Here is a 19,721-nt window from a genome sequence, read left to right on the forward strand (position 1 = left end):
ATATTACGCAAAAGTGAGAAACGAGTGAATTTAAATTTGTCTACTCCCTTACAATTAATTGGGCGTTCTATAGAGTTTCAGCGGATTATTGAAATACTCGCAAAAGATGCTGATTTGTTAATTACTGGAGTTCCTGGTAGTGGGAGACGCACTTTAGTTAGAGGTGCAGCACAGGAGGTAAATACGGTTATTTTGGAAATAGACTGTATTCGCGCTACGGAAGCGGAGAGATTTGTGCAATTATTAGCAGAAGCGATTAATCAAAGTTGGAAAGCAGAAAAAATTCAAATTTGGTTAAATGAAAATCGGTCGGCATTTTTTACTTTTAATTCTGAAAGTCAACTCAAACTAATTCGTCCTTTGGAACAAGAACAATTATGGCAAGCTTTTGCCAGTTTGTTAGATTTATTAGAAATAATGGCGATTGATTTAAATCAACGAATATTACTGATTTTAGTAAGTTTTCCCCATATTCGTTCTTGGGATCGTCAAGGTTTATGGGAAACTAAATTTAGAAAGGAAGTTAAGGCATATCCTCATGTTAGCTATGTATTGATAGCCACAATTGCTGAATCTAGCCAACATTCAGATAATGCTAATTATCCGATAGAAACTATTCAATTAGCTCCTTTAGCTAAGGACGTTGTAGCCTTATGGGCGCGGGAAATTTTACATACAAAGGGTTTCACCTTTGATTGTCATAGTCAAGCTTTACAGCTATTTTTAGAGGCGGTACAGGGACATATTGGCGATGGAATGGCGATTATTCGGCGGTTATCTGCGTCCCGTTGTGCAGATGGTTTAATTAGGGAGGAAGATGTGCAAAATGCTATGGCGGGATTATTGAAAGATTTATCTATGACTTATGAATCTTTGCTGATGTTGTTACCAGCAAATCAGGTACATTTATTAGAGTCTTTGGCTATTGATCCTACTGATAAACCTCAGAGTAAGGAGTATATTCAAAAGCATGGACTTTCACGGGGTGGAAGTCTACAAGGGGCGTTAACTGGTTTACAGCATAAGGGTTTGATTTATGATGCTGAACATGGTTATCGGTTAGCTATGCCTTTGTTAGCTTTGTGGTTGCGGGAACGGTTGAGTTAATTTGGTTTCGCGCAAAGACGCTAAGGTGCAAAGGGAGAAGGTTATAATTCTGGTAAAAATTCAGTTTCTAATATTTTTGTGATTTCATAATGACAATTTTCTGGAAAGGTTTTATAGGGGAGGTTTGTTTCTTTGACTGCTAAGTTAATTCCATCTTGATAACTTAATGAAAAGGCTTCTTCTAAAGATAAAAAAGGTTTTATTATGGACTTGTGCTAAAATAATGAGTAAATCTTTTAGCCATTCTATCGCTAAAGTTTGATAAATGAGATGCAAATCGCGTTTTTTCATATACTTTTCTAAGTCCATTCCCTCAATTTTTTCCATTACCAAACATTTATCCGATATTCTACCTTAATTTACGGAAAATGGGTGAATGTTGTCAGAATCAGGATTTTCAGGATATATTGTTAAGCTGCGTTGATAGCGATCGCTTATCATAGAAAATATATGTATATCTTATGCCAATTTAACAATAGAGACTCAGAGGAAGAAAAGGAGTATGGAAGAGTTATTAATGTTAAAGGAATTATTGCACGAAGGGAAAGTTTTAGAAGCTTTAGATTTGGTGGAAGAATTGGAGGAAATGAGTAAGTCTGATAAGTTAAATAAGATTTTTAGTTATGGAATTATTTTGTTATTACATTTGATTAAACAAGGGGCTGAAAAACGTTCTACTCGGTCTTGGGAAACTTCTATTTTTAATTCTGTTAAGCAAATTCAACGCACTAATCAACGTCCCAAGGGTAAGGGTTTTTATTTGCAGGATGATGAGTTATTGGAAACTTTACAAGATGCTTACGAATCGGCTTTAAGAAAGGCTGCTTTAGAGGCTTTTGAAGGCAGGTATACAGCAGATGAATTAGGGGAATTTGTTAATCAAGATGAGGTGATTCAAGGAGCTATGAATTTTATTTTGGGAGAAGAACATTAATTTTGTCTGAATCAGGATGCTCAGGATTTTAGGATGTTCAGGATATTAAGAATATGAATAAGATGAAAATAATGAAATCCTGTTTATCCTTTAATCCTGGATATCCTGATTCAGACATTATCCCTAAAAGTCTTGTTCATCCTTTGTTGAGATTTTCAGGATATTAAGAATATGAATGAGATGAAAATAATGAAATCCTGTTTATCCTTTAATCCTGGATATCCTGATTCAGACATTATCCCTAAAACCGTCCATTTCCCTGAATAATATGTTTTACCGTCGTCAATGTTTCCAAACTAATAAATCCCCGACGATGTCCTTTTTGATTGGACATTCCTAAAAATACAGCCTCTCCCCGTGAAGAGTGACGGGAAAAACGAGGAGAAGCATTAATATAAGTGGAGGCGCTATTTACTCCTAATGCAAATTGGCGACTTTCTAGGTAAGATTCTGTAACAATACTATCAGCATGACTGCTACTATATTGGTTAATCCAAGCGATCGCACTTTCTAAATTATCCACCAATTTAAAAGCTACTGTTTTAGTTAAATAAGGTATTCCCCATTCTTCATCTTTAGCTAATTGTAAATGAGGAAATGCTGCAACTAATTCAGCATCACCTTTAAGTTCAAAACCTTTTTCTTTTAAACTTGTCCACAGCACCGACAAGGAAGATGGTAAAGCTTGACGATGCACTAAAACCTTTTCAATAGCATTTACTGGATCTGGTTCGCTTTCATGGCTATCCATAATCATCCAGCGAATCATTTCTAAGCTACTATTCACTGACCAATACAGATAGCAATTACCCATTGCTGACTTTAAAACTGGACAGGTTGCTTGTCTAATGACCTGTTGAATTAAACTAGAACGTCCATAGGGAATAACTAAACTTAAATACTCGTCTTGAGTAACTAAATCTCGCACTGAAGCACCATGTTCAGTAGTAATTAATTCAACACAACCCTTTGGTAAACCAACTTTAGTAATAGCTGTTTGTAGTGAATTAGCGATCGCTGTATTAGAATTACTAGCTTCCGTACTCCCTTTAAGAATAATACTATTACCAGTTTTTATACAAAAACCTGCGGCTATTGCCCCTAAATCGGGGAAAGCCTCATAAATAAAGGCAATTACCCCTAAAGGCATTAACTGGGTATAACTTTGGGAGTCTTCCTGTTGATAATCAGCAGTTCTTACCCGACGCAAAGGATCGGATAATTCCCCCAATCGTTGCAGAATTTTGATTGTATTCTCTAACCTAGAGGGAGTTAGCTTCAACCAGTCCAAAATCAATTCAGGAACTGCCATTTCTCGACTTGCTTCTAAATCCAAGGTATTAGCTTCGAGAATTTCATCAAAATCATTTTCTATCGCTTGTGCCATTGCTAACACAGCGCGACTCCTATCTATCCCCTTAGTCGTTCCCAATTTCAGAGAAGCTTGAAAAGCGCGTTTAGCACTTGTCATGGGTTCGGGGTAATCATCAATCACTTCATCTGTCATGGGTTTAACGTCTGTAAGTAAGCCAGACCATTAGTGCTGGTAGAATTGCCAATAGGACTGCCACTATTGCCCAAACTAGAATACTGGAACTATTAGCTAATCTTAGGGCTAATGGTAGCCATATAATGACTAACACAAAAATAATGCTTAGTGTTATTGGTAGATAGCTTTGTCCTAAGCGAGGTTGAACAATTTGCCAATTATTGCCTTTCCAGCGCCAAGCCCGCTTATAGGGATAGGTTGTAGATAGTTGTTCTAGCACATATCCATCTTCTTCTACCACAAAAATTTGCTGACAGCGATCGCACCCAAAAGCTTCTGTCAGCGTAATAGGAATCAATTGTCCCTTGCGACGACAAGGGCAAGTATACTCCGTGTTTAAATCAATTTTGTCTGGTTTTTGAGGTTGCACAAGCGAGATAAATAACTTGGGCGGTTTTTTAGATTATTCCTTAATTTTTCTGAGAATCAGTATGGGAAAACCTAAAATTAATAATATAGATTGAAAGGTCTAGGGAGGAACTCCTAACCTAAAAATACATCATTTAGTAGAGATGAAAATTTCTAGACCTATTCTAACATAATAATTTTAACCAGAAAGCGGGTGATGGGATTCGAACCCACGACATCAACCTTGGCAAGGTTGCGCTCTACCACTGAGCTACACCCGCGAACTCACCAATAAGCTTATTATTCCAGATTTATTTGGCTTTGTCAACCCCTAAATTAAAAATCTTTTTTGGTGGTCGGTTGTTGGTTGTTAGTGGTCAGTGGTCGGTTGTAAATTTGGGCGTAATTGACGCATGAGACTGGCCATTTCTATAGCATTCATTGCATATTCCCAGCCATGATTACTCTTGATACCGGCTCGTTCTAGGGCTTGCTGCATGGTATCTGTGGTCAAAATCCCAAAAATCACTGGTACACCTGTTTGAAAACTAGCCGCAGCAATGCCTTTAGAGACTTCTGAGGATACATAATCAAAATGTGGTGTTTGTCCTTTTATTACTGCACCAAGGCAAATTATGGCATCATAACGGCCAGACATGGCTAACTGACGAGCTACATTGGGAACTTCAAAACTACCAGGAACCCAAACATAGTCTACTTGATTACCTTCAGGATCAGGATCTATACCATGACGTTTTAAACAATCTTTACATCCTTCTACTAGTTTCAGGGTGACAAGATCATTAAAGCGGGCGATAATTAATGCAAAGCGTAAAGTCTCGGTTTGCTGAAAATGTCCTTCAAAAACTGCCATTACTGCCTCTAAATAAATTTACAATAGCTGCTTAACCAATATACTTTTCTATCGTCAACATAGAAGAGCAGGAAAGCACAATCAGGAAAAAGTCTGCTGGAAAAACTTTCTTTTTCCTTGTGACTCTTTACCTAGGCTTTTCTGCTCCTAAGTGTGTGTCTGGTATGAGCTAGTAAATGGTTAAAGCATTTAACTAAACTACAAAAAAGTTTAATATACCAACTAACACGACTAAAACTGCCCAAATCCCTGAACCAACCCAGAGCAGTTTTTTAGATTCTACCCAGTTTTGAGGGGTGGCGTAAACAACAGGTACACCTATCACAAGCACGAAGGAGAACAGGACTAATGATATTAAAGCGATTTGAAATACTATGCTCATTTTGTTTTTCCCAACATAACTAAATCTTAGTTTGTCCCGTAACTGCTGCTATATAAACAGTTTAGGGTTTTCGGTGAACCTTATGAACTCACAAGGTATCGCCTGATCAATTAATATTTTACGTCTGGTTTGTAACAGTTGGTGACATCTTTAGCAATCTGTTTTTTCTTTTGAGGATTGGGGAATTGATTAAGATGGAAATTGTGGCCATACCTTTGATCTGAAGTTTACACTTTTGGGCGCAGGCCTTGCGCCCCTACTTAAATATATGGATTTAATTCTTTGTCACACAACTGCTGACTTTGACGCTTTGGGGGCTGCAGTGGGGTTAACTTGTCTTAAACCAGGAAGTAAAATTGTTTTGACGGGTGGGGCTCATCCTCCAGTGCGGGATTTTTTAGCGTTACATCGTGACGAGTATCATTTAATTGAAAGACGTTCTGTCAATCCTGAACAGATTCGCTCTTTAATGGTTGTTGATACTCAAAAGCGAGCTCGTCTTGGTAAGGCTGCTATCTGGTTTGATTTACCTAATATCCAGGAAATTATCGTTTATGACCATCATTTTGGACAGGAAGGGGATATTCCTACTACTCAATTATATCTTGATGAGGTGGGGGCGACAACTACCTTAATGGTGGAGGAATTGCAAAAAAATAATATTTCTTTAAATTCTGCTCAAGCAACGGTAATGGCTTTGGGGATTCATGTTGATACTGGTTCATTGACTTATAAACAATCTACAGCTAGAGATGCTTTAGCTTTGGCTTGGTTAATGGAGCAAGGGGCGAATTTATCGGTTATTTCTACTTATCGAGATCCTGGTTTATCACCACAATTACAACAGTTATTAAGTCAAGCTTTAGAAAATTTAGAATATGTTTGTTTGCGGGGATATACTATTGCTTGGGTGATGATAAAAACTGATGATTTTGTGCCAGGTTTATCGGGTTTAGCTTCAGAAATAATTGATTTAACAGAAACTGATGCTGTACTATTAGCAAATGAATATCCTTTAAGTGAAGAAGATTGGCGATTAACAGTAATTGGTAGAACACAAATTCCCCAAACAAATCTTAATTCTTTATTTCAAACTCATGGTGGTGGTGGACATTCTCAAGCTGCGTCTTTTAACCTCCGGACTACAGATTCCCAGCCTATTATACAGGAATTATTAGCTGAGTTAAAAGCGCAAATTCCCCATCCTCCTATTGCTAGAGATTTGATGTCTTCTCCAGTCCGAACAATTCGCCCAGAAACTACTATAGCTGAAGCACAAAGGATTTTATTACGTTATGGACATTCAGGTTTATCTGTAGTTAATAATCAAGATTTATTAATTGGAATTATTTCCCGACGTGATTTAGATATTGCTTTACATCATGGGTTTGGTCATGCACCAGTTAAAGGGTATATGACTAGTAATTTAAAGACTATTACCCCGGATACTTCTTTACCAGAAATTGAGTCTTTAATGGTAACTTATGATATTGGCAGATTACCAGTTTTAGAGCATAGACAATTGGTGGGTATTGTCACGCGCACTGATGTTTTGAGAGAATTACATCAATTAACAATTCAAAATTTAGAATTAAAAACTGAAAATAATTCTCAAAAATTAGGACTAAATGATGAGTTGGAAAAACGTCTTACTCCTCAACTTTGGCAATTACTTAATATCGCTTCTCAAGAAGCAGAAAAACGAGGTTGGCATCTTTATTTAGTTGGTGGTGCAGTACGAGATTTACTATTATCAGAAACAGAAAATCATACTTTAATAATTAATGATATTGATTTAGTAGTTGATGGTTTTCATAAAACAGCAAATGTCGGTGCAGGGGTAGAATTAGCTAAAGCCTTACAGCACATTTATCAAAATGCGAGATTAGAAATTCATGGTGCTTTTCAAACTGCGGCTTTATTATGGCATAAAGATATATTATTAGATTCATTATGGGTAGATATTGCCACAGCTAGAACGGAGTTTTATCCTTATCCAGCAGCAAATCCAGAAGTTGAAGCTAGTTCTATTCGTCAAGATTTATATCGGCGAGATTTTACAATTAATGCTATGGCTTTGCGGTTAACTTCTCCTCGTGCTGGTGAATTATTAGATTTTTTTGGTGGTTTTATAGACTTACAAAATCAGGAAATTAAAATTTTACATCCTAATAGTTTTATTGAAGACCCAACGCGAATTTATCGCGGAGTGCGGTTTGCGGTGCGGTTGGGATTTTCCCTAGAATCAGAAACAGAAAACTATATTCGTTATGCTATAAATAGCGGAGTTTATAATCGTACTAGTCAAGAAAATAGTAAAACTCCAGCTTTGCAAACTCGACTAAAAACTGAATTAAAGTATATATTAGCCGCACCTTATTGGCAATCAGCTTTAGAATTACTTAATAATTTAGGGGCTTTACAATGTATTCATCCTACGCTACAATTAGATATAGAACTTAACCGACAATTAAATTTATTAAAACACTGTTTAAGAAAATTTGACAAAAAACAAACTTTGATAAATTGGCAAATACGTCTGGAGCTATTAATAGCTTATTTAAAACCAGAATATCGCGGTAAAGTTGCTAAAAATCTCCAATTAGCTGATGATAGTATTAGCAGATTAGAAAAATTATCTCAAATTCAATCTGAGGTAATAAGATTATTACCCACTTTTGAAAAACCCAGTCAAACTGTCTATTTACTGAGAAAGTATGATTTACAAACTTTAATTTTAATTGCTTTACAAAGTCCCCGAAAAATTAGAAGAGGAATTTGGCAATATTTAACAAATTGGGGAAATATTCAACCGCTGTTAAATGGGAATGATTTAAAACAATTGGGTTATAAACCTAGTCCCCAATATAAGCAAATGCTTGATGATTTATTAATTGCGACTGTAGATGGTATAATTAAGAATGAAGCAGAAGCCAAAGAATTTTTAGTCAAGCATTATGCTGGATAAAAGAATCATATTTACTAGTTTTCAGGATATTTAAAAGTCTGGAAATTCTTGTATTTCCAAATTTTTAGAGAAATGGTGAATCTTGTATATTCAGTAATTTTCTGATAGATTCTGTTGTGAGGGGATAAACCTTTTCAGGAGGTAAAATAATCAGCAAATTTTTCTTATTAGACGGTAGAGACGGAAAATTTGTGGATTTATTAGATTTTTGGGAATGAAATTTTTTATGTTCGTGATTCCGTTGACTAGATTTTGTGCGTTCTCTTGAGTTATGTAGTAAGTAGAAAATTACAAACAAACCACTAGAACAGCAGAAAATAAAAGCAATAATCAACCATAGAGGTAGAGGATTACTAGTGTCAGAAAATGTAGAAATAGTTGATTTTATAGGTATAAATGGGGTTTTTTCTGATTGTTTCTGGGGAACATAACTAATATAACTCAGTTGATAATAAGCAAAAATTGTCACCCATAGAGGAATGAGGAATAAAGTCAAGAACCAGATACCAAGGTATTTTCTCAATAGATTTACTAGAATTTTTCTACGATCTTGATTTTTTTCTAACTCTTGTCTATCATCCATTCTATTAATCACACAAATTATAGTTAAGATAAGAGGAAAAAATATATTTTCCTCTCTTACCTAATCCGCTATATTTTATCCCTAATCCCCTTAATTAATTGGAGAATATCTTTCAATTGCTAATTGAATTAATTGATCTACTAATTGAGTAAAAGGTATACCAGTATTAGCCCAAAGTTGGGGATACATACTTGTAGAAGTAAATCCTGGTAAAGTGTTAATTTCATTGATGAAAATCTCCCCAGTAGCTTCCACATAGAAAAAGTCTACTCTAGATAAGCCAGCGGCATCAACAGCAGCAAAGGCTTGTAAAGCCATGTCTTGAATTTGTTGTGCTACCATATCTGGTAACTTTGCGGGAATAAATAAATCGGCCTTTCCTGGGGTATATTTAGTTTCATAATCGTAAAAATCACTATCAAAAGTAATTTCACCAATGACAGAAGCTTTAGGATTATCATTACCTAAAACTGCACATTCAACTTCCCTAGCAATAACTCCAGCTTCGACAATAATTCTTCTGTCATAGGTTGCGGCATTATCTAAAGCTGTTTCTAATTCTTGACGAGAGCGCACCTTGGCAATTCCTACCGATGAACCTAGATTAGCAGGTTTTACAAAACAAGGATAGCCCAATGTGGCTTCAATTTGATCACATAGTTTTGGAAATACACAAGCATTTGACCAAACTTGTGATCTAGTTACAGCGATATATTTTACTTGAGGTAATCCCGCTTGGGCAAAGGCCATTTTCATAGCAATTTTGTCCATTCCCGTTGCTGAACCTAAAACTCCAGAACCAACAAAGGGAATTTGGGTTAAAGTGAGTAAACCTTGAATTGTGCCATCTTCGCCATTGGGACCATGAAGAACGGGAAACCAAACCTCAACTTGTGCTGTTTCGGGTGGAAATTGCCATAAATTAGGGGTGATAGAGGGGACTTCTTGGGGAACACCAGAGGTTAAAACTTGCTGTGCGAATTGTCCTGCTTGCCAAACACCATCTTTTTGAATATAGAAAGGTAAAATTTCATATTTATCAGCATTTTCTTGTAAACTCAGAGCATGAGCGATCGCCCGGGCCGAACTTATTGAAACTTCATGTTCTCCAGAACGTCCACCAAATAGCAAACCCACCTTTAACTTAGTCATTTTTTATATATCTCCACAGATCCGCGATTTCTATTATCACCAAAAAAAGGGAATAGGGAATAGGGAATATTTAATTTAATATTAAATTTACTACAAAACTGAAAATATTTGTGTTACCCTAGTACAGTTGTCTAAAATCCGCACATCTAGGAGTTCGGGTGTTTCTTAAATTGAGAAATGCACCTAGATGGAGGTTTAACCCGAATAGGAGTAACAAAATATGCCAGTAGTTTCATTGGCTCAAATGATGGAGTCAGGTGTTCACTTTGGTCATCAAACCAGACGTTGGAACCCGAAAATGGCTCCCTATATCTACACCTCCCGGAATGGTGTACATATTATTGACTTGGTACAAACAGCCCAGTTGATGGATGACGCATATAACTATATGCGAACCCAGTCAGAGCAAGGTAAAAAATTCCTGTTTGTTGGCACTAAGCGCCAAGCAGCGGGAATCATTGCCCAGGAAGCCCTGCGTTGTGGTTCTCACTACATTAATCAACGTTGGTTGGGGGGAATGCTGACCAACTGGGCAACTATTAAAACCAGAGCCGAGCGTCTCAAAGATTTAGAACGGAGAGAAGAAACCGGCGCACTGGATTTATTACCAAAGAAAGAAGCCTCCATGCTACGTCGGGAAATGACGAAGCTACAAAAATACTTGGGCGGCATTAAAAATATGCGGAAAGTCCCTGATATCGTGGTTATTGTTGACCAGAAGCGGGAATATAACGCAGTTCAAGAATGTGAAAAATTGGGTATTCCCATTGTGTCCATGTTGGATACAAACTGTGACCCAGACGTTGTCGATATTCCTATCCCAGCTAATGATGATGCAATTAGATCCATTAAGCTAATTGTCGGTAAATTAGCAGATGCTATCTACGAAGGCCGTCATGGTCAGCTAGAAGTGGAAGAAGATTATGATGATTACGCTGATGAAGACTACGAATATGATGAAGGTGATGGACCTGAATCAGAAGGCGAAGAATAAGTATCTGTAATCGGGATTAAAAGATTCTAAGGTGAGTCCTGTTCATCTTAGAATCTTAATTAATATTTGTATCTGTCAAGTTAGGAATTGAGGCAACATGGCGGAAATATCTGCAAAACTCGTCCAAGAGCTACGCCAAAAAACCGGTGCTGGCATGATGGACTGCAAAAAGGCACTGAAGGAAAATGACGGTGATATTGAGGCGGCCACAACCTGGTTACGTCAAAAGGGGATTGCCAAGGCTGACAAGGGCAGCAGTCGCATTGCCGCAGAAGGTTTGGTAGACACCTATATTCGACCTGATGGACAAGTCGGTGTTCTTATAGAGGTAAACTGTCAAACTGATTTTGTTGCCCGTAATGATGCTTTTAAGGACTTGGTTAAGAAATTAGCACAACAAGCTGCAACTACTGATAGTGTTGAGTCTTTATTAGCTCAACCCTATATTGGCAAGGAGAGCGTGAGTGTGGATGAATTTATCAAGGAAACAATTGCGACTCTTGGTGAAAATATTCAAGTTCGGCGCTTTGTGAATTTCTCTTTTACTAGTGACACACCAGGAATAGCAGACAGCTACATTCACACTGGTGGTCGTGTTGGTGTGTTGGTGGAATTGACCACTCCAGGTGCTTTAGCTGGTACTAATGAAGACTTACAGGGTTTAGCTAAAAATGCAGCCATGCAAGTTGCCGCTTGTCCTAATGTGGAGTATGTTAGTGTAGATCAAATTCCTGTGGAAGTTGTCCAAAAAGAAAAAGACATCGAAATGGGTAAGGATGATTTGGCTAACAAACCAGTGAACATCAGAGAAAAGATTGTTCAAGGTAGAATTGACAAGCGCCTTAAGGAAATGACTTTACTAGATCAACCTTATATCCGTGATCAAAGTATTTCGGTAGAAGACTTGGTGAAGCAAGTAAAATCTAAAGTTGACAGAGAAATTCAAGTTAGTCGCTTTGTACGTTATATACTCGGTGAAGGCATTGAGAAGAAGGAAATTAGCTTTGCTGATGAAGTTGCTGCCCAAATTGGTGCTAAGTAATTTTGTTCTTAGTTAGTGGTCAGTGATCAGTTGTTAAGAATATGGTATTTAATAATTGGCTGCTGATTATGGACTGCTACTTTTGACCGAAAAGACGGGACACAAGCCCCGTCCTTCTAGGACGGCTTTATGTTAAAATTTGGTCATAGTCGCCTTATGGCATTGGGAGACTTTAAACGGACATGGAGGGACGATAAGACCACTTGTGGCGTGTTTCATTGAAGTGTCAAGAATCACCGCACCTTCAGGTCGGTGAGTATGTCAATAATAAATATTCTCATTACAGGCCATGCACAGCACGCTGGCCTGTATTTTGTTTAAATGATGATTATTGATGGAAAATTCCCTATATTTGTACTATAGAAAGCAACTAACAACTAACAACTGACAACTGACAACTAACAACTAACAACTAACAACTGACAACAAATAAGCTTAAACTTATGGCTAGAGCAATTGAACGGATAGAAAAAGATATTACTGAGTTAAAAGAGGCGATTAGAGCGATCGCCCAAGAACTCAATTTAGCTTATGTTAGATATATACATATTCTCGGATCAGCCTTGCAAAAACAATTGATCTTGGCTAGTTATTATCTATGTACCCAGGGGTATCCCCATGAATTTCTGAACTTATCACTAAATCAACGGCAAAAATTACAACAAGGTATTCGGCAATTAAGTCAACAAGCGGCTCAAGAATTAAGTAGTTATATTCAACCTCCAGAAGTTACGCAAATAGAAACAATTGTAGAAACTGAGAAAAACGAGGAAACTGGACAAGAAGAGGAGGAAAACGCAGAAAAAGAACTAAAAATCTTAGATCCTTCTAACCCCATAGAACTAGCGGAATGGCAACAAAATTTAGAAGAAGCGATTCAAGAAACTTTGAACAAAGCCTCCCAATCGGCTAATATTTTAATTCAGAAAACCGGGGTGTTACCGAAAAAACTACCGGAACCAGTTTTAATTGCTGCAACTGCTGCTGCGGCTTCCTCTGAATCTTCTAGTAATATGATACCCAGCCCTCCCAATTTATTAAACTTAGTGATAGAAATTAGTGATGAGGAAGATTCCGAAGATTCCAGTTTCACTCAAATTATGGCTATTTACTTGCGACTAGGTGAAATAGAATTTGCTGACGCGATACTCTTGTCAGAACGCAAGGGAATCCGTAGTATTTTAGTGCAACTAAATAAATTAGGACGAGAATATCAAAAAAGACAACGAGAAATTAAGATTGCTGAAGCTGAAGCAGCTTGGCGTGCCAGTTGGTTTCAGGATTAGCGCCCAGGAGGGAATTAAAAATGCAAAATTAAAAATTATAGTTGATCAAAAAATTCTATCCGTCAAAACTGGATACTGCCAATAACCAATAACCAATAACCAATAACCAATAACCAATAACCAATGACCAATGACCAATGACCAATAAATGACCAATAAATGACCAATAACCAATAACCAATGACCAATAAATGACCAATGACTAATGAAACACCTGATTGGATAAGATTGCATAAAGCCTTAGCTTTTGAGGCAGAAAATGGCTTTATAGACTTAGTGGGTAAACAATACCGCTTTAGTGAATTTCTTTGTTTGACTTTTGGTAATTTCCCAACTACTTTACCGTCAAATGAACGTTGTCGTTGGCAAGAAATAGCAATACAATTTGCCAATTATCGAAATTTGGCGTTAGCAGAAAAAAGGGATTTAGTAACAGAAGTTAGAAGATATATTAATCAACTGCAAGAAGAATTAACAACTAAACCACCCAAAAAAATTTACGAATTTAAAAATCAACAGCCGAAAACTCCAATTGCTGGGGAAATCAACAAGACAATAGTTCCAAAAATTGAACAACAACTCAGCAGTTTACCAGAAATTGGTATTAAAAAAGCTGAAAGTTTAGCCCGATTAGATTTACATACTATTCGGGATTTACTGTTTTATTATCCTCGTGATCATATTGATTATGCCCGTCAAGTTAATATTAGTGAATTAGCAGGAGGGGAAACAGTAACTATTATAGCCAGGGTAAAAAGATTTAATTTCTTTACCAGTCCTAAAAATAAAAAATTATCAATTTTAGAATTAATTCTCAAGGATAATACAGGAGAAATTAAAGTTAGCAGATTTTTTGCAGGTGCGCGTTTTACTAGTCGTGGTTGGCAGGAAACATTAAAACGCAACTATCCTGTAGGTAGTATGTTGGCGGCTTGTGGGTTAGTCAAAGGTAGTAAATATGGGTTAACTTTAGATAACCCAGAATTGGAAGTTTTAGCAAGTCCTGGAGATGCTATTGATTCTTTAACTATTGGACGAGTTGTGCCTATTTATAGCTTAACTGAGGGAGTAGTAGCTAATACTGTCAGACAAGCTGTAATGGCGGCTTTAACGGCAGTAGTTAATTTAAAAGATCCTTTGCCGAAAGGTTTACGAGAGAAATATGATTTAATGGAATTAAAAGAGGCTATTCCTAATATTCATTTTCCCAAAGATAGCGACTCTTTAAAAATTGCTCGTCGTCGTTTAGTATTTGATGAATTTTTCTATTTACAAGTTGGTTTGTTACAACGTCAAAAACAAGCTAAAGCAATTCAAACTGGTGCTATTCTTACACCGAAGGGAAAATTATTAGAAAAATTCCAGAAAATTCTTCCCTTTAAATTTACTGGTGCACAACAACGAGTTATTAATGAAATTCTCACCGATTTACAAAAAGCTACACCCATGAATCGTTTAGTTCAAGGTGATGTCGGTTCAGGTAAAACTGTTGTTGCTGTTATGGCTATTTTAGCCGCAATTCAATCAGGTTATCAAGCGGCGTTAATGGCTCCTACGGAAGTATTAGCAGAACAGCATTATCGTAAGTTAGTGAGTTGGTTTAATCTGCTACATTTGCCTGTGGAATTATTAACAGGTTCGACAAAAATAGCTAAAAGACGAGAAATTCATTCTCAATTAGAAACTGGTGAATTACCTTTATTGGTTGGGACTCATGCCTTAATTCAAGATAAAGTTAATTTTCAAAGATTGGGTTTAGTGGTAATAGATGAACAGCATCGTTTTGGGGTACAACAAAGGGCAAAGTTACAACAAAAAGGCGAACAACCTCATGTTTTAACAATGACTGCAACTCCTATTCCTCGCACTTTGGCATTAACGGTACATGGGGATTTAGATGTTAGTCAAATTGATGAATTACCACCTGGAAGACAACAAATTAAAACCACTTTATTGAACGGTCATCAAAGAACCCAAGCTTATGATTTAATCCGTCGAGAAGTTGTCCAAGGTAGACAAGTTTATATAGTTTTGCCTTTGGTAGAAGAGTCAGAAAAATTAGATTTGCGTTCGGCTGTAGACGAACATCAAAAATTACAAGAAAGCGTTTTTCCTGATTTTCAAGTTGGGTTATTGCACGGACGCATGAATTCAGCGGAAAAAGAGGAAGCTATTCACAAATTCCGGGACAATGAAACTCAAATTATCGTTTCTACCACCGTGATTGAGGTGGGGGTAGATGTGCCTAATGCTACTGTAATGTTGATTGAACACGCGGAAAGATTCGGTTTATCACAATTACATCAATTGCGGGGTCGTGTAGGACGGGGTGCAGCGCAATCATTTTGTTTATTAATGAGTAGTTCCAGAAGTGCAGATGCCCAACAACGTTTAAAAGTATTGGAACAGTCCCAAGATGGGTTTTTTATCTCTGAAATGGATATGCGGTTTCGCGGTCCGGGGGAAGTGATGGGAACTCGTCAATCTGGTGTAGCAGATTTTACTTTAGCGAGTTTGGTGGAAGATGAGGACGTTTTGCTGTTAGCGCGACAAGCAGCGGAAAAGGTGATTGATATGGATGCAAGTTTAGCGCGTTGGCCGTTAATGCAGGATGAGTTAAAGTATAGGTATGAGCGGTTAATGGGTGGCGCGATTTTGACGTAAAATAACTGTAGATTCGCCATTTTATTCCTATTCAAGTGAGTATATTATTTTTCGTCTTCTTCCCAGTTCAAAATTTTTGAATCTAATTGTTTCAAGGTTTCTTTTACTGTATTGTCTAGTGTGTGACGGTCATACCCCTGGCTTGATTCTGCTTCGATTTCAATGGTAATTTTGATGTTGGCTGCTCCTGCTTGAAGTGGTGTAATTACACCACGAACTAGATTAGATAGTTTACTCCAAGGTAAATCTGCTTTGAATTTGACTTTTTTAACTTTAGTTTTTGTTTCACTGGAAGGATTGATATTATAAGTTCCAGATGTAGTTTCAACTTTGCTAGTATTTACTAGAGGATTTTCAATTGTTGGCTTACCTGATGAAGTTTGACTTGTATTTTCTTTTGTTTCATTGCTATGAAAATCTGGATTATTATTATTATTATTATTTGAATTATTATCGAATTGAGTTTGTAACTGTGCTTTTTCCGCTTGAGCAACTTCAGGACGTACTACAATAGCTGCTAATGTGATTTCATTCAGATTGTCGTCGTCATCTTGATAATAAAGTTGACCATTAAATCTAATCCCCAATTTACCCTCTTTAACTCCTGTTTTCACTGCTTCTAAAATGACTGATTCATTTTCTAATAACGGTTTATGTCCAGGAGTTCTCAGAAAGTTATTATAAATATCCTGTAAACTTTTCTCAGTTTCATTAACACTCAATCCTTTATTTAAAAGTACATTTGCTGCAATCTTAGCATTAATTGATCGTTGATGTTTGAGATGATTTTCTACCCGTTCTAGCCAAGAATTACCTTCTGCTTTTGTAGCTGTACTAAAATCATTATAACCTATATAATCTATAGTATTTTGACCACACCATGCTAGATGACGATAAGCTACAATCAAACCATCTACTATGTCTTTTTCCGCTTGTTTCAGTTTGTTCTGTAAATCAGTTTTAGATGATAAGGAAAGATTCTTTTTCAGGTCTTGATCTTCAGTGATAGCAGTTAACGCTAGATAACGTTTTAATCTGGTTTCTAGTGTTACATAACTATTAGCATCTGCAATTACTAAAAATACAGTATTTTTATAAACGCGAAAAGAAGTATTGCTAAATAATTCCTGGATAAATTGCTCAGTTTCCTGATCTCCCTTTTTATAATTAGGATGTAAGATCACTAATTTAAACTTAGTATGATCAGGAATATCCTTAGACTCTTTCCAAATATGAGTTTCAAAAAATTTACCCTTAGGCTGTGCTTTGATTAATTCCCGTAATTTATCTGTAATTTGTTCATCATCAATTAACTGCTCCTTATCAACAATAACCCGGTTTAAATTGGGTTCATTTTTAAAGCTATAAAGACGTTTTTCCTCATGAAAATACCAAAGATTATCTGCTAATTTCGCTATAGCATCTCCAATGATCATGGCAGGAATATTATCATTAAGTAGGGCTATTCTCAACCAAGATAAATTAACTCCTCTTCTGTCTGAACCGCTAAAAGAATAGAAAAACACTCCCGTTGCTAATTTAGACGCAATATTATATTTTTCATATTCACTCCCCATATCTCTATCAATCTGTTGAGATTTACCCATAATATCGGAAGTAATAATACTATCAAATGGATCACCAATATGTTTAATTAGTTCTCGCTTTAATATGGGATTTGCCAGATTTATTTGTGATGATTGAATTAAAGGGTCTGCACCTTTTTTATAAATGTCCTTAATCACTTCTGCTAATAGTCTTAATACTCCTCTAGTTCGTTGAAATTTAGGAAATGAACCCCATCTTTCATACAGAGTATCTATCAATTCGGGATGAAATGGATAAGCTTGTTCTATTTTAGTCCGATAGCTAAGTTCTTTAACTTCCGAGGGTACATCATTACCTAATTGTTGATAAAGACGAAAATAGGTTTCTGCTGTTTGTTTATGTTGGTTAATATCTCCTATATTGTCAAATAACCGTTTTCTGACAACTTCATAAATTTCTATACCATCTACAGGTACATAAATACTCTCTACTCTACCCGATACTTTTTCTAATTGAGATAATGCTCTAGTTGCAGCCTCATCAAATTTTTCTAAATCACTTTTTGGTAAAGTTAAAATTAATACGGAATTACTAGAAGCAGCAATGACCTCCGTAATTTCTTGTAAAAAGACTAACGTTTGTCCTTGGGCAATTTTTTCCTGTTTTTCTAATTCGTTAGCTTTGGTAATATATGCTAATAATTCATCTATTAAAATCAAAACTGAGCCACTTTGTTTGATGATTTCTCTTAAAATCTCTTTTCCGGGAGCAATACGTTTTTGGTCATGGTCTTTAATTAAATGATAACAACCCAGTTGTTCTGCTATTTCTCCCCAGGGAGTTTTACCATTAATTACATCAGCTTCTGTTCCTACAAATACCGCAACTTTGGTACTAGGAATTGATAAGTTATTAGCTAAAGATTGAATTTGGGATAAATGCTTGACTTCATGAAATGATTTAACTAGATGATAAACTGCTAATAAAGAATGGGTTTTACCACCTCCAAAAGGGGTTTGTAGTTGAATAACTTTATCTCCCGTACTATTAGCTATACAGGTTAAAACGTTACAAATTAATCTTTGTAAACCGCTAGTTAAATAGGTTTTTTCAAAGAATAAACGAGCGTCTAAATATTCTTGGGGTGCTGTACCTTTAACCACTTCTACAATATCCACAGCAAAGGATGATTCGTTAAATGTCCCGTCACAAATTTCTTTTCTTGGGGTGGCAATATTCCACCATGCTGGTAATGTCATTGTTTTTTTCTCCTGTTGATTTTTGATTGACTATATTTACCGTAGGTTGGGTTGAGGAAGGAAACCCAACATTCATAGGACTTACATAAGATGTGGCTGAACACCTTATTCTTGCGTAGGGGTAATTCATGAATTACCCCTACTTTCGGTTCTTTTTGCGTAAGTCCTAATTAAAATAACCCTAATTGTTTAGCTTCATTTCCCCCTTTTTGATAACTTTCCCGTCCATAAAGTAAACCTTGTAACATCTGCTTCTCCTTATCACCATCTGGTAATACCTCAGAAATAGATTGTGCTACTTGCCAAAAGGCATTATTGTTTAATTGTCCCGTGTTGGTTAAAAGTTCTGTAATTTTCTCTCTATTATTCTTCTCCCATAATAATAACATTTGATGCAGGATATCAATCATGTTTTCTAGTTTTTCTTGGTCAATAAATTTTTTATCTCTGTCCTTGGGACTGAGGACAGTAATAAATTCTTTATCTTTCTTAATAAATCCCTTATTCCAATATTCCGTAATTTCTATACCACAAGCTGAGGCTAATTTTCGTCCTTCGTCAAATATGACTTTACTATTACCAAATGTCCAGCGCCATAGTAAATAAAATCGGGTTTGGGGGTCAATTCCTCCTAGTTCTTGGGGGTTTTTGAGAATTTTAGTTAATGCGTATTCACTAACAGTCTTACGGATAAATTCTAATAGAGTTGCTGCTGCTATGGTCTCTCCTGCGTAGGTTTCCACAGTCGCATATTTTCCCACTATTTCTAATGCAGGACCAATAGCAGAAATAAAGAAATCACTACCGCTGATTCCTTGACTCCAAAAATGCTCTAATCTTTCTTGGATTTTTTCCTGTATTTCGGTTTCTATTTCTTCAAAATAGGCTGTTTCTGCACTGGTGCGTTTACGACATACCCAGAAATGTTGAATGTCGTTACAAAACTTTACATATTTAAGTATACTAGTATTATCAAGGGTAAAAATGTCAACATTTCATAATATCTTCCATCCAATGAACATAACTGATTT

General features: G+C 36.4%; 17 protein-coding genes and 1 tRNA gene. 7 read left to right on the forward strand and 11 right to left on the reverse strand.

The window, feature by feature from the left end:
- Window positions 1–24: 24 nt before the first annotated feature.
- Window positions 25–1,107 carry an ATP-binding protein gene (locus H6G44_RS06845; protein ID WP_190385385.1) on the forward strand — a complete coding sequence of 361 codons (1,083 nt, stop codon included), beginning with the start codon at window positions 25–27 and terminating at the stop codon, window positions 1,105–1,107.
- Between the two features lie 41 nt (window positions 1,108–1,148).
- Here H6G44_RS06845 and H6G44_RS20510 read toward each other — a convergent pair whose 3' ends face one another.
- Complete coding sequence (locus H6G44_RS20510) at window positions 1,149–1,313, reverse strand: DUF29 family protein (protein ID WP_313885299.1); 165 nt, start codon at window positions 1,311–1,313, stop codon at window positions 1,149–1,151.
- A gap of 296 nt (window positions 1,314–1,609) precedes the next feature.
- Between H6G44_RS20510 and H6G44_RS06855 the strand changes: the two genes are divergently transcribed.
- Window positions 1,610–2,041, forward strand: coding sequence for a DUF29 family protein (locus H6G44_RS06855; protein ID WP_190385384.1), 432 nt, complete (start codon window positions 1,610–1,612; stop codon window positions 2,039–2,041).
- Between the two features lie 241 nt (window positions 2,042–2,282).
- Here the strand turns inward: H6G44_RS06855 and H6G44_RS06860 are convergent, their stop codons facing one another.
- The 5 genes from H6G44_RS06860 to psbZ all read right to left on the reverse strand — a co-directional run bounded on the left by H6G44_RS06860 (window position 2,283) and on the right by psbZ (window position 5,194).
- Window positions 2,283–3,548, reverse strand: a complete 1,266-nt coding sequence (locus tag H6G44_RS06860) for a glutamate-5-semialdehyde dehydrogenase (protein ID WP_190385383.1) — start codon at window positions 3,546–3,548, stop codon at window positions 2,283–2,285.
- Between the two features lie 4 nt (window positions 3,549–3,552).
- Window positions 3,553–3,960, reverse strand: coding sequence for a hypothetical protein (locus H6G44_RS06865; RefSeq protein WP_190385382.1), 408 nt, complete (start codon window positions 3,958–3,960; stop codon window positions 3,553–3,555).
- Between the two features lie 187 nt (window positions 3,961–4,147).
- Window positions 4,148–4,219: transfer RNA gene (locus H6G44_RS06870), tRNA-Gly, on the reverse strand.
- Between the two features lie 89 nt (window positions 4,220–4,308).
- Window positions 4,309–4,812 carry a 6,7-dimethyl-8-ribityllumazine synthase gene (gene ribH / locus H6G44_RS06875; RefSeq protein WP_190385381.1) on the reverse strand — a complete coding sequence of 168 codons (504 nt, stop codon included), beginning with the start codon at window positions 4,810–4,812 and terminating at the stop codon, window positions 4,309–4,311.
- A gap of 193 nt (window positions 4,813–5,005) precedes the next feature.
- Window positions 5,006–5,194 carry a photosystem II reaction center protein PsbZ gene (gene psbZ, locus H6G44_RS06880; protein ID WP_190385380.1) on the reverse strand — a complete coding sequence of 63 codons (189 nt, stop codon included), beginning with the start codon at window positions 5,192–5,194 and terminating at the stop codon, window positions 5,006–5,008.
- Window positions 5,195–5,462: 268 nt separating this feature from the next.
- Between psbZ and H6G44_RS06885 the strand changes: the two genes are divergently transcribed.
- Window positions 5,463–8,162, forward strand: a complete 2,700-nt coding sequence (locus H6G44_RS06885; RefSeq protein WP_190385379.1) for a CBS domain-containing protein — start codon at window positions 5,463–5,465, stop codon at window positions 8,160–8,162.
- A 64-nt stretch (window positions 8,163–8,226) separates the two neighbouring features.
- Here H6G44_RS06885 and H6G44_RS06890 read toward each other — a convergent pair whose 3' ends face one another.
- On the reverse strand, window positions 8,227–8,745 hold the full coding sequence (locus tag H6G44_RS06890) for a hypothetical protein (protein WP_190385378.1): 519 nt from the start codon (window positions 8,743–8,745) through the stop codon (window positions 8,227–8,229).
- Between the two features lie 90 nt (window positions 8,746–8,835).
- The gene (locus H6G44_RS06895; protein WP_190385377.1) at window positions 8,836–9,897 is read right to left on the reverse strand and encodes a D-alanine--D-alanine ligase family protein; all 1,062 of its coding nucleotides are present in this window, start codon (window positions 9,895–9,897) and stop codon (window positions 8,836–8,838) included.
- 220 nt (window positions 9,898–10,117) lie between these two features.
- On the opposite strand from H6G44_RS06895, the gene rpsB reads away from it, so the two are divergent.
- The 3 genes from rpsB (at window position 10,118) to H6G44_RS06910 (ending at window position 13,219) form a co-directional block, all read left to right on the forward strand.
- Window positions 10,118–10,891 (forward strand): 30S ribosomal protein S2, encoded by a 774-nt coding sequence (gene rpsB, locus H6G44_RS06900; protein WP_190385376.1) that lies wholly within the window; start codon window positions 10,118–10,120, stop codon window positions 10,889–10,891.
- Between the two features lie 97 nt (window positions 10,892–10,988).
- Entirely contained in the window at window positions 10,989–11,933 is a 945-nt protein-coding gene (gene tsf / locus H6G44_RS06905) for a translation elongation factor Ts (protein WP_190385375.1), read from the forward strand.
- A 443-nt stretch (window positions 11,934–12,376) separates the two neighbouring features.
- Window positions 12,377–13,219, forward strand: coding sequence for a hypothetical protein (locus H6G44_RS06910; RefSeq protein ID WP_190385374.1), 843 nt, complete (start codon window positions 12,377–12,379; stop codon window positions 13,217–13,219).
- Between the two features lie 55 nt (window positions 13,220–13,274).
- Here H6G44_RS06910 and H6G44_RS06915 read toward each other — a convergent pair whose 3' ends face one another.
- Entirely contained in the window at window positions 13,275–13,418 is a 144-nt protein-coding gene (locus tag H6G44_RS06915) for a hypothetical protein (RefSeq protein ID WP_190385373.1), read from the reverse strand.
- Between H6G44_RS06915 and recG the strand changes: the two genes are divergently transcribed.
- On the forward strand, window positions 13,418–15,883 hold the full coding sequence (gene recG / locus H6G44_RS06920) for an ATP-dependent DNA helicase RecG (protein ID WP_190385372.1): 2,466 nt from the start codon (window positions 13,418–13,420) through the stop codon (window positions 15,881–15,883). The two genes, H6G44_RS06915 and recG, sit on opposite strands and share 1 nt — an antisense overlap.
- A 44-nt stretch (window positions 15,884–15,927) precedes the next feature.
- Here recG and H6G44_RS06925 read toward each other — a convergent pair whose 3' ends face one another.
- Window positions 15,928–18,690 (reverse strand): ATP-binding protein, encoded by a 2,763-nt coding sequence (locus tag H6G44_RS06925; protein ID WP_190385371.1) that lies wholly within the window; start codon window positions 18,688–18,690, stop codon window positions 15,928–15,930.
- A gap of 170 nt (window positions 18,691–18,860) precedes the next feature.
- Entirely contained in the window at window positions 18,861–19,433 is a 573-nt protein-coding gene (locus tag H6G44_RS06930; protein ID WP_190484270.1) for a hypothetical protein, read from the reverse strand.
- Between the last annotated feature and the right edge of the window lie 288 nt (window positions 19,434–19,721).

This window comes from Aphanizomenon flos-aquae FACHB-1287 (assembly GCF_014698755.1).
GTDB classification, from domain to species: Bacteria; Cyanobacteriota; Cyanobacteriia; order Cyanobacteriales; family Nostocaceae; genus Dolichospermum; species Dolichospermum flosaquae.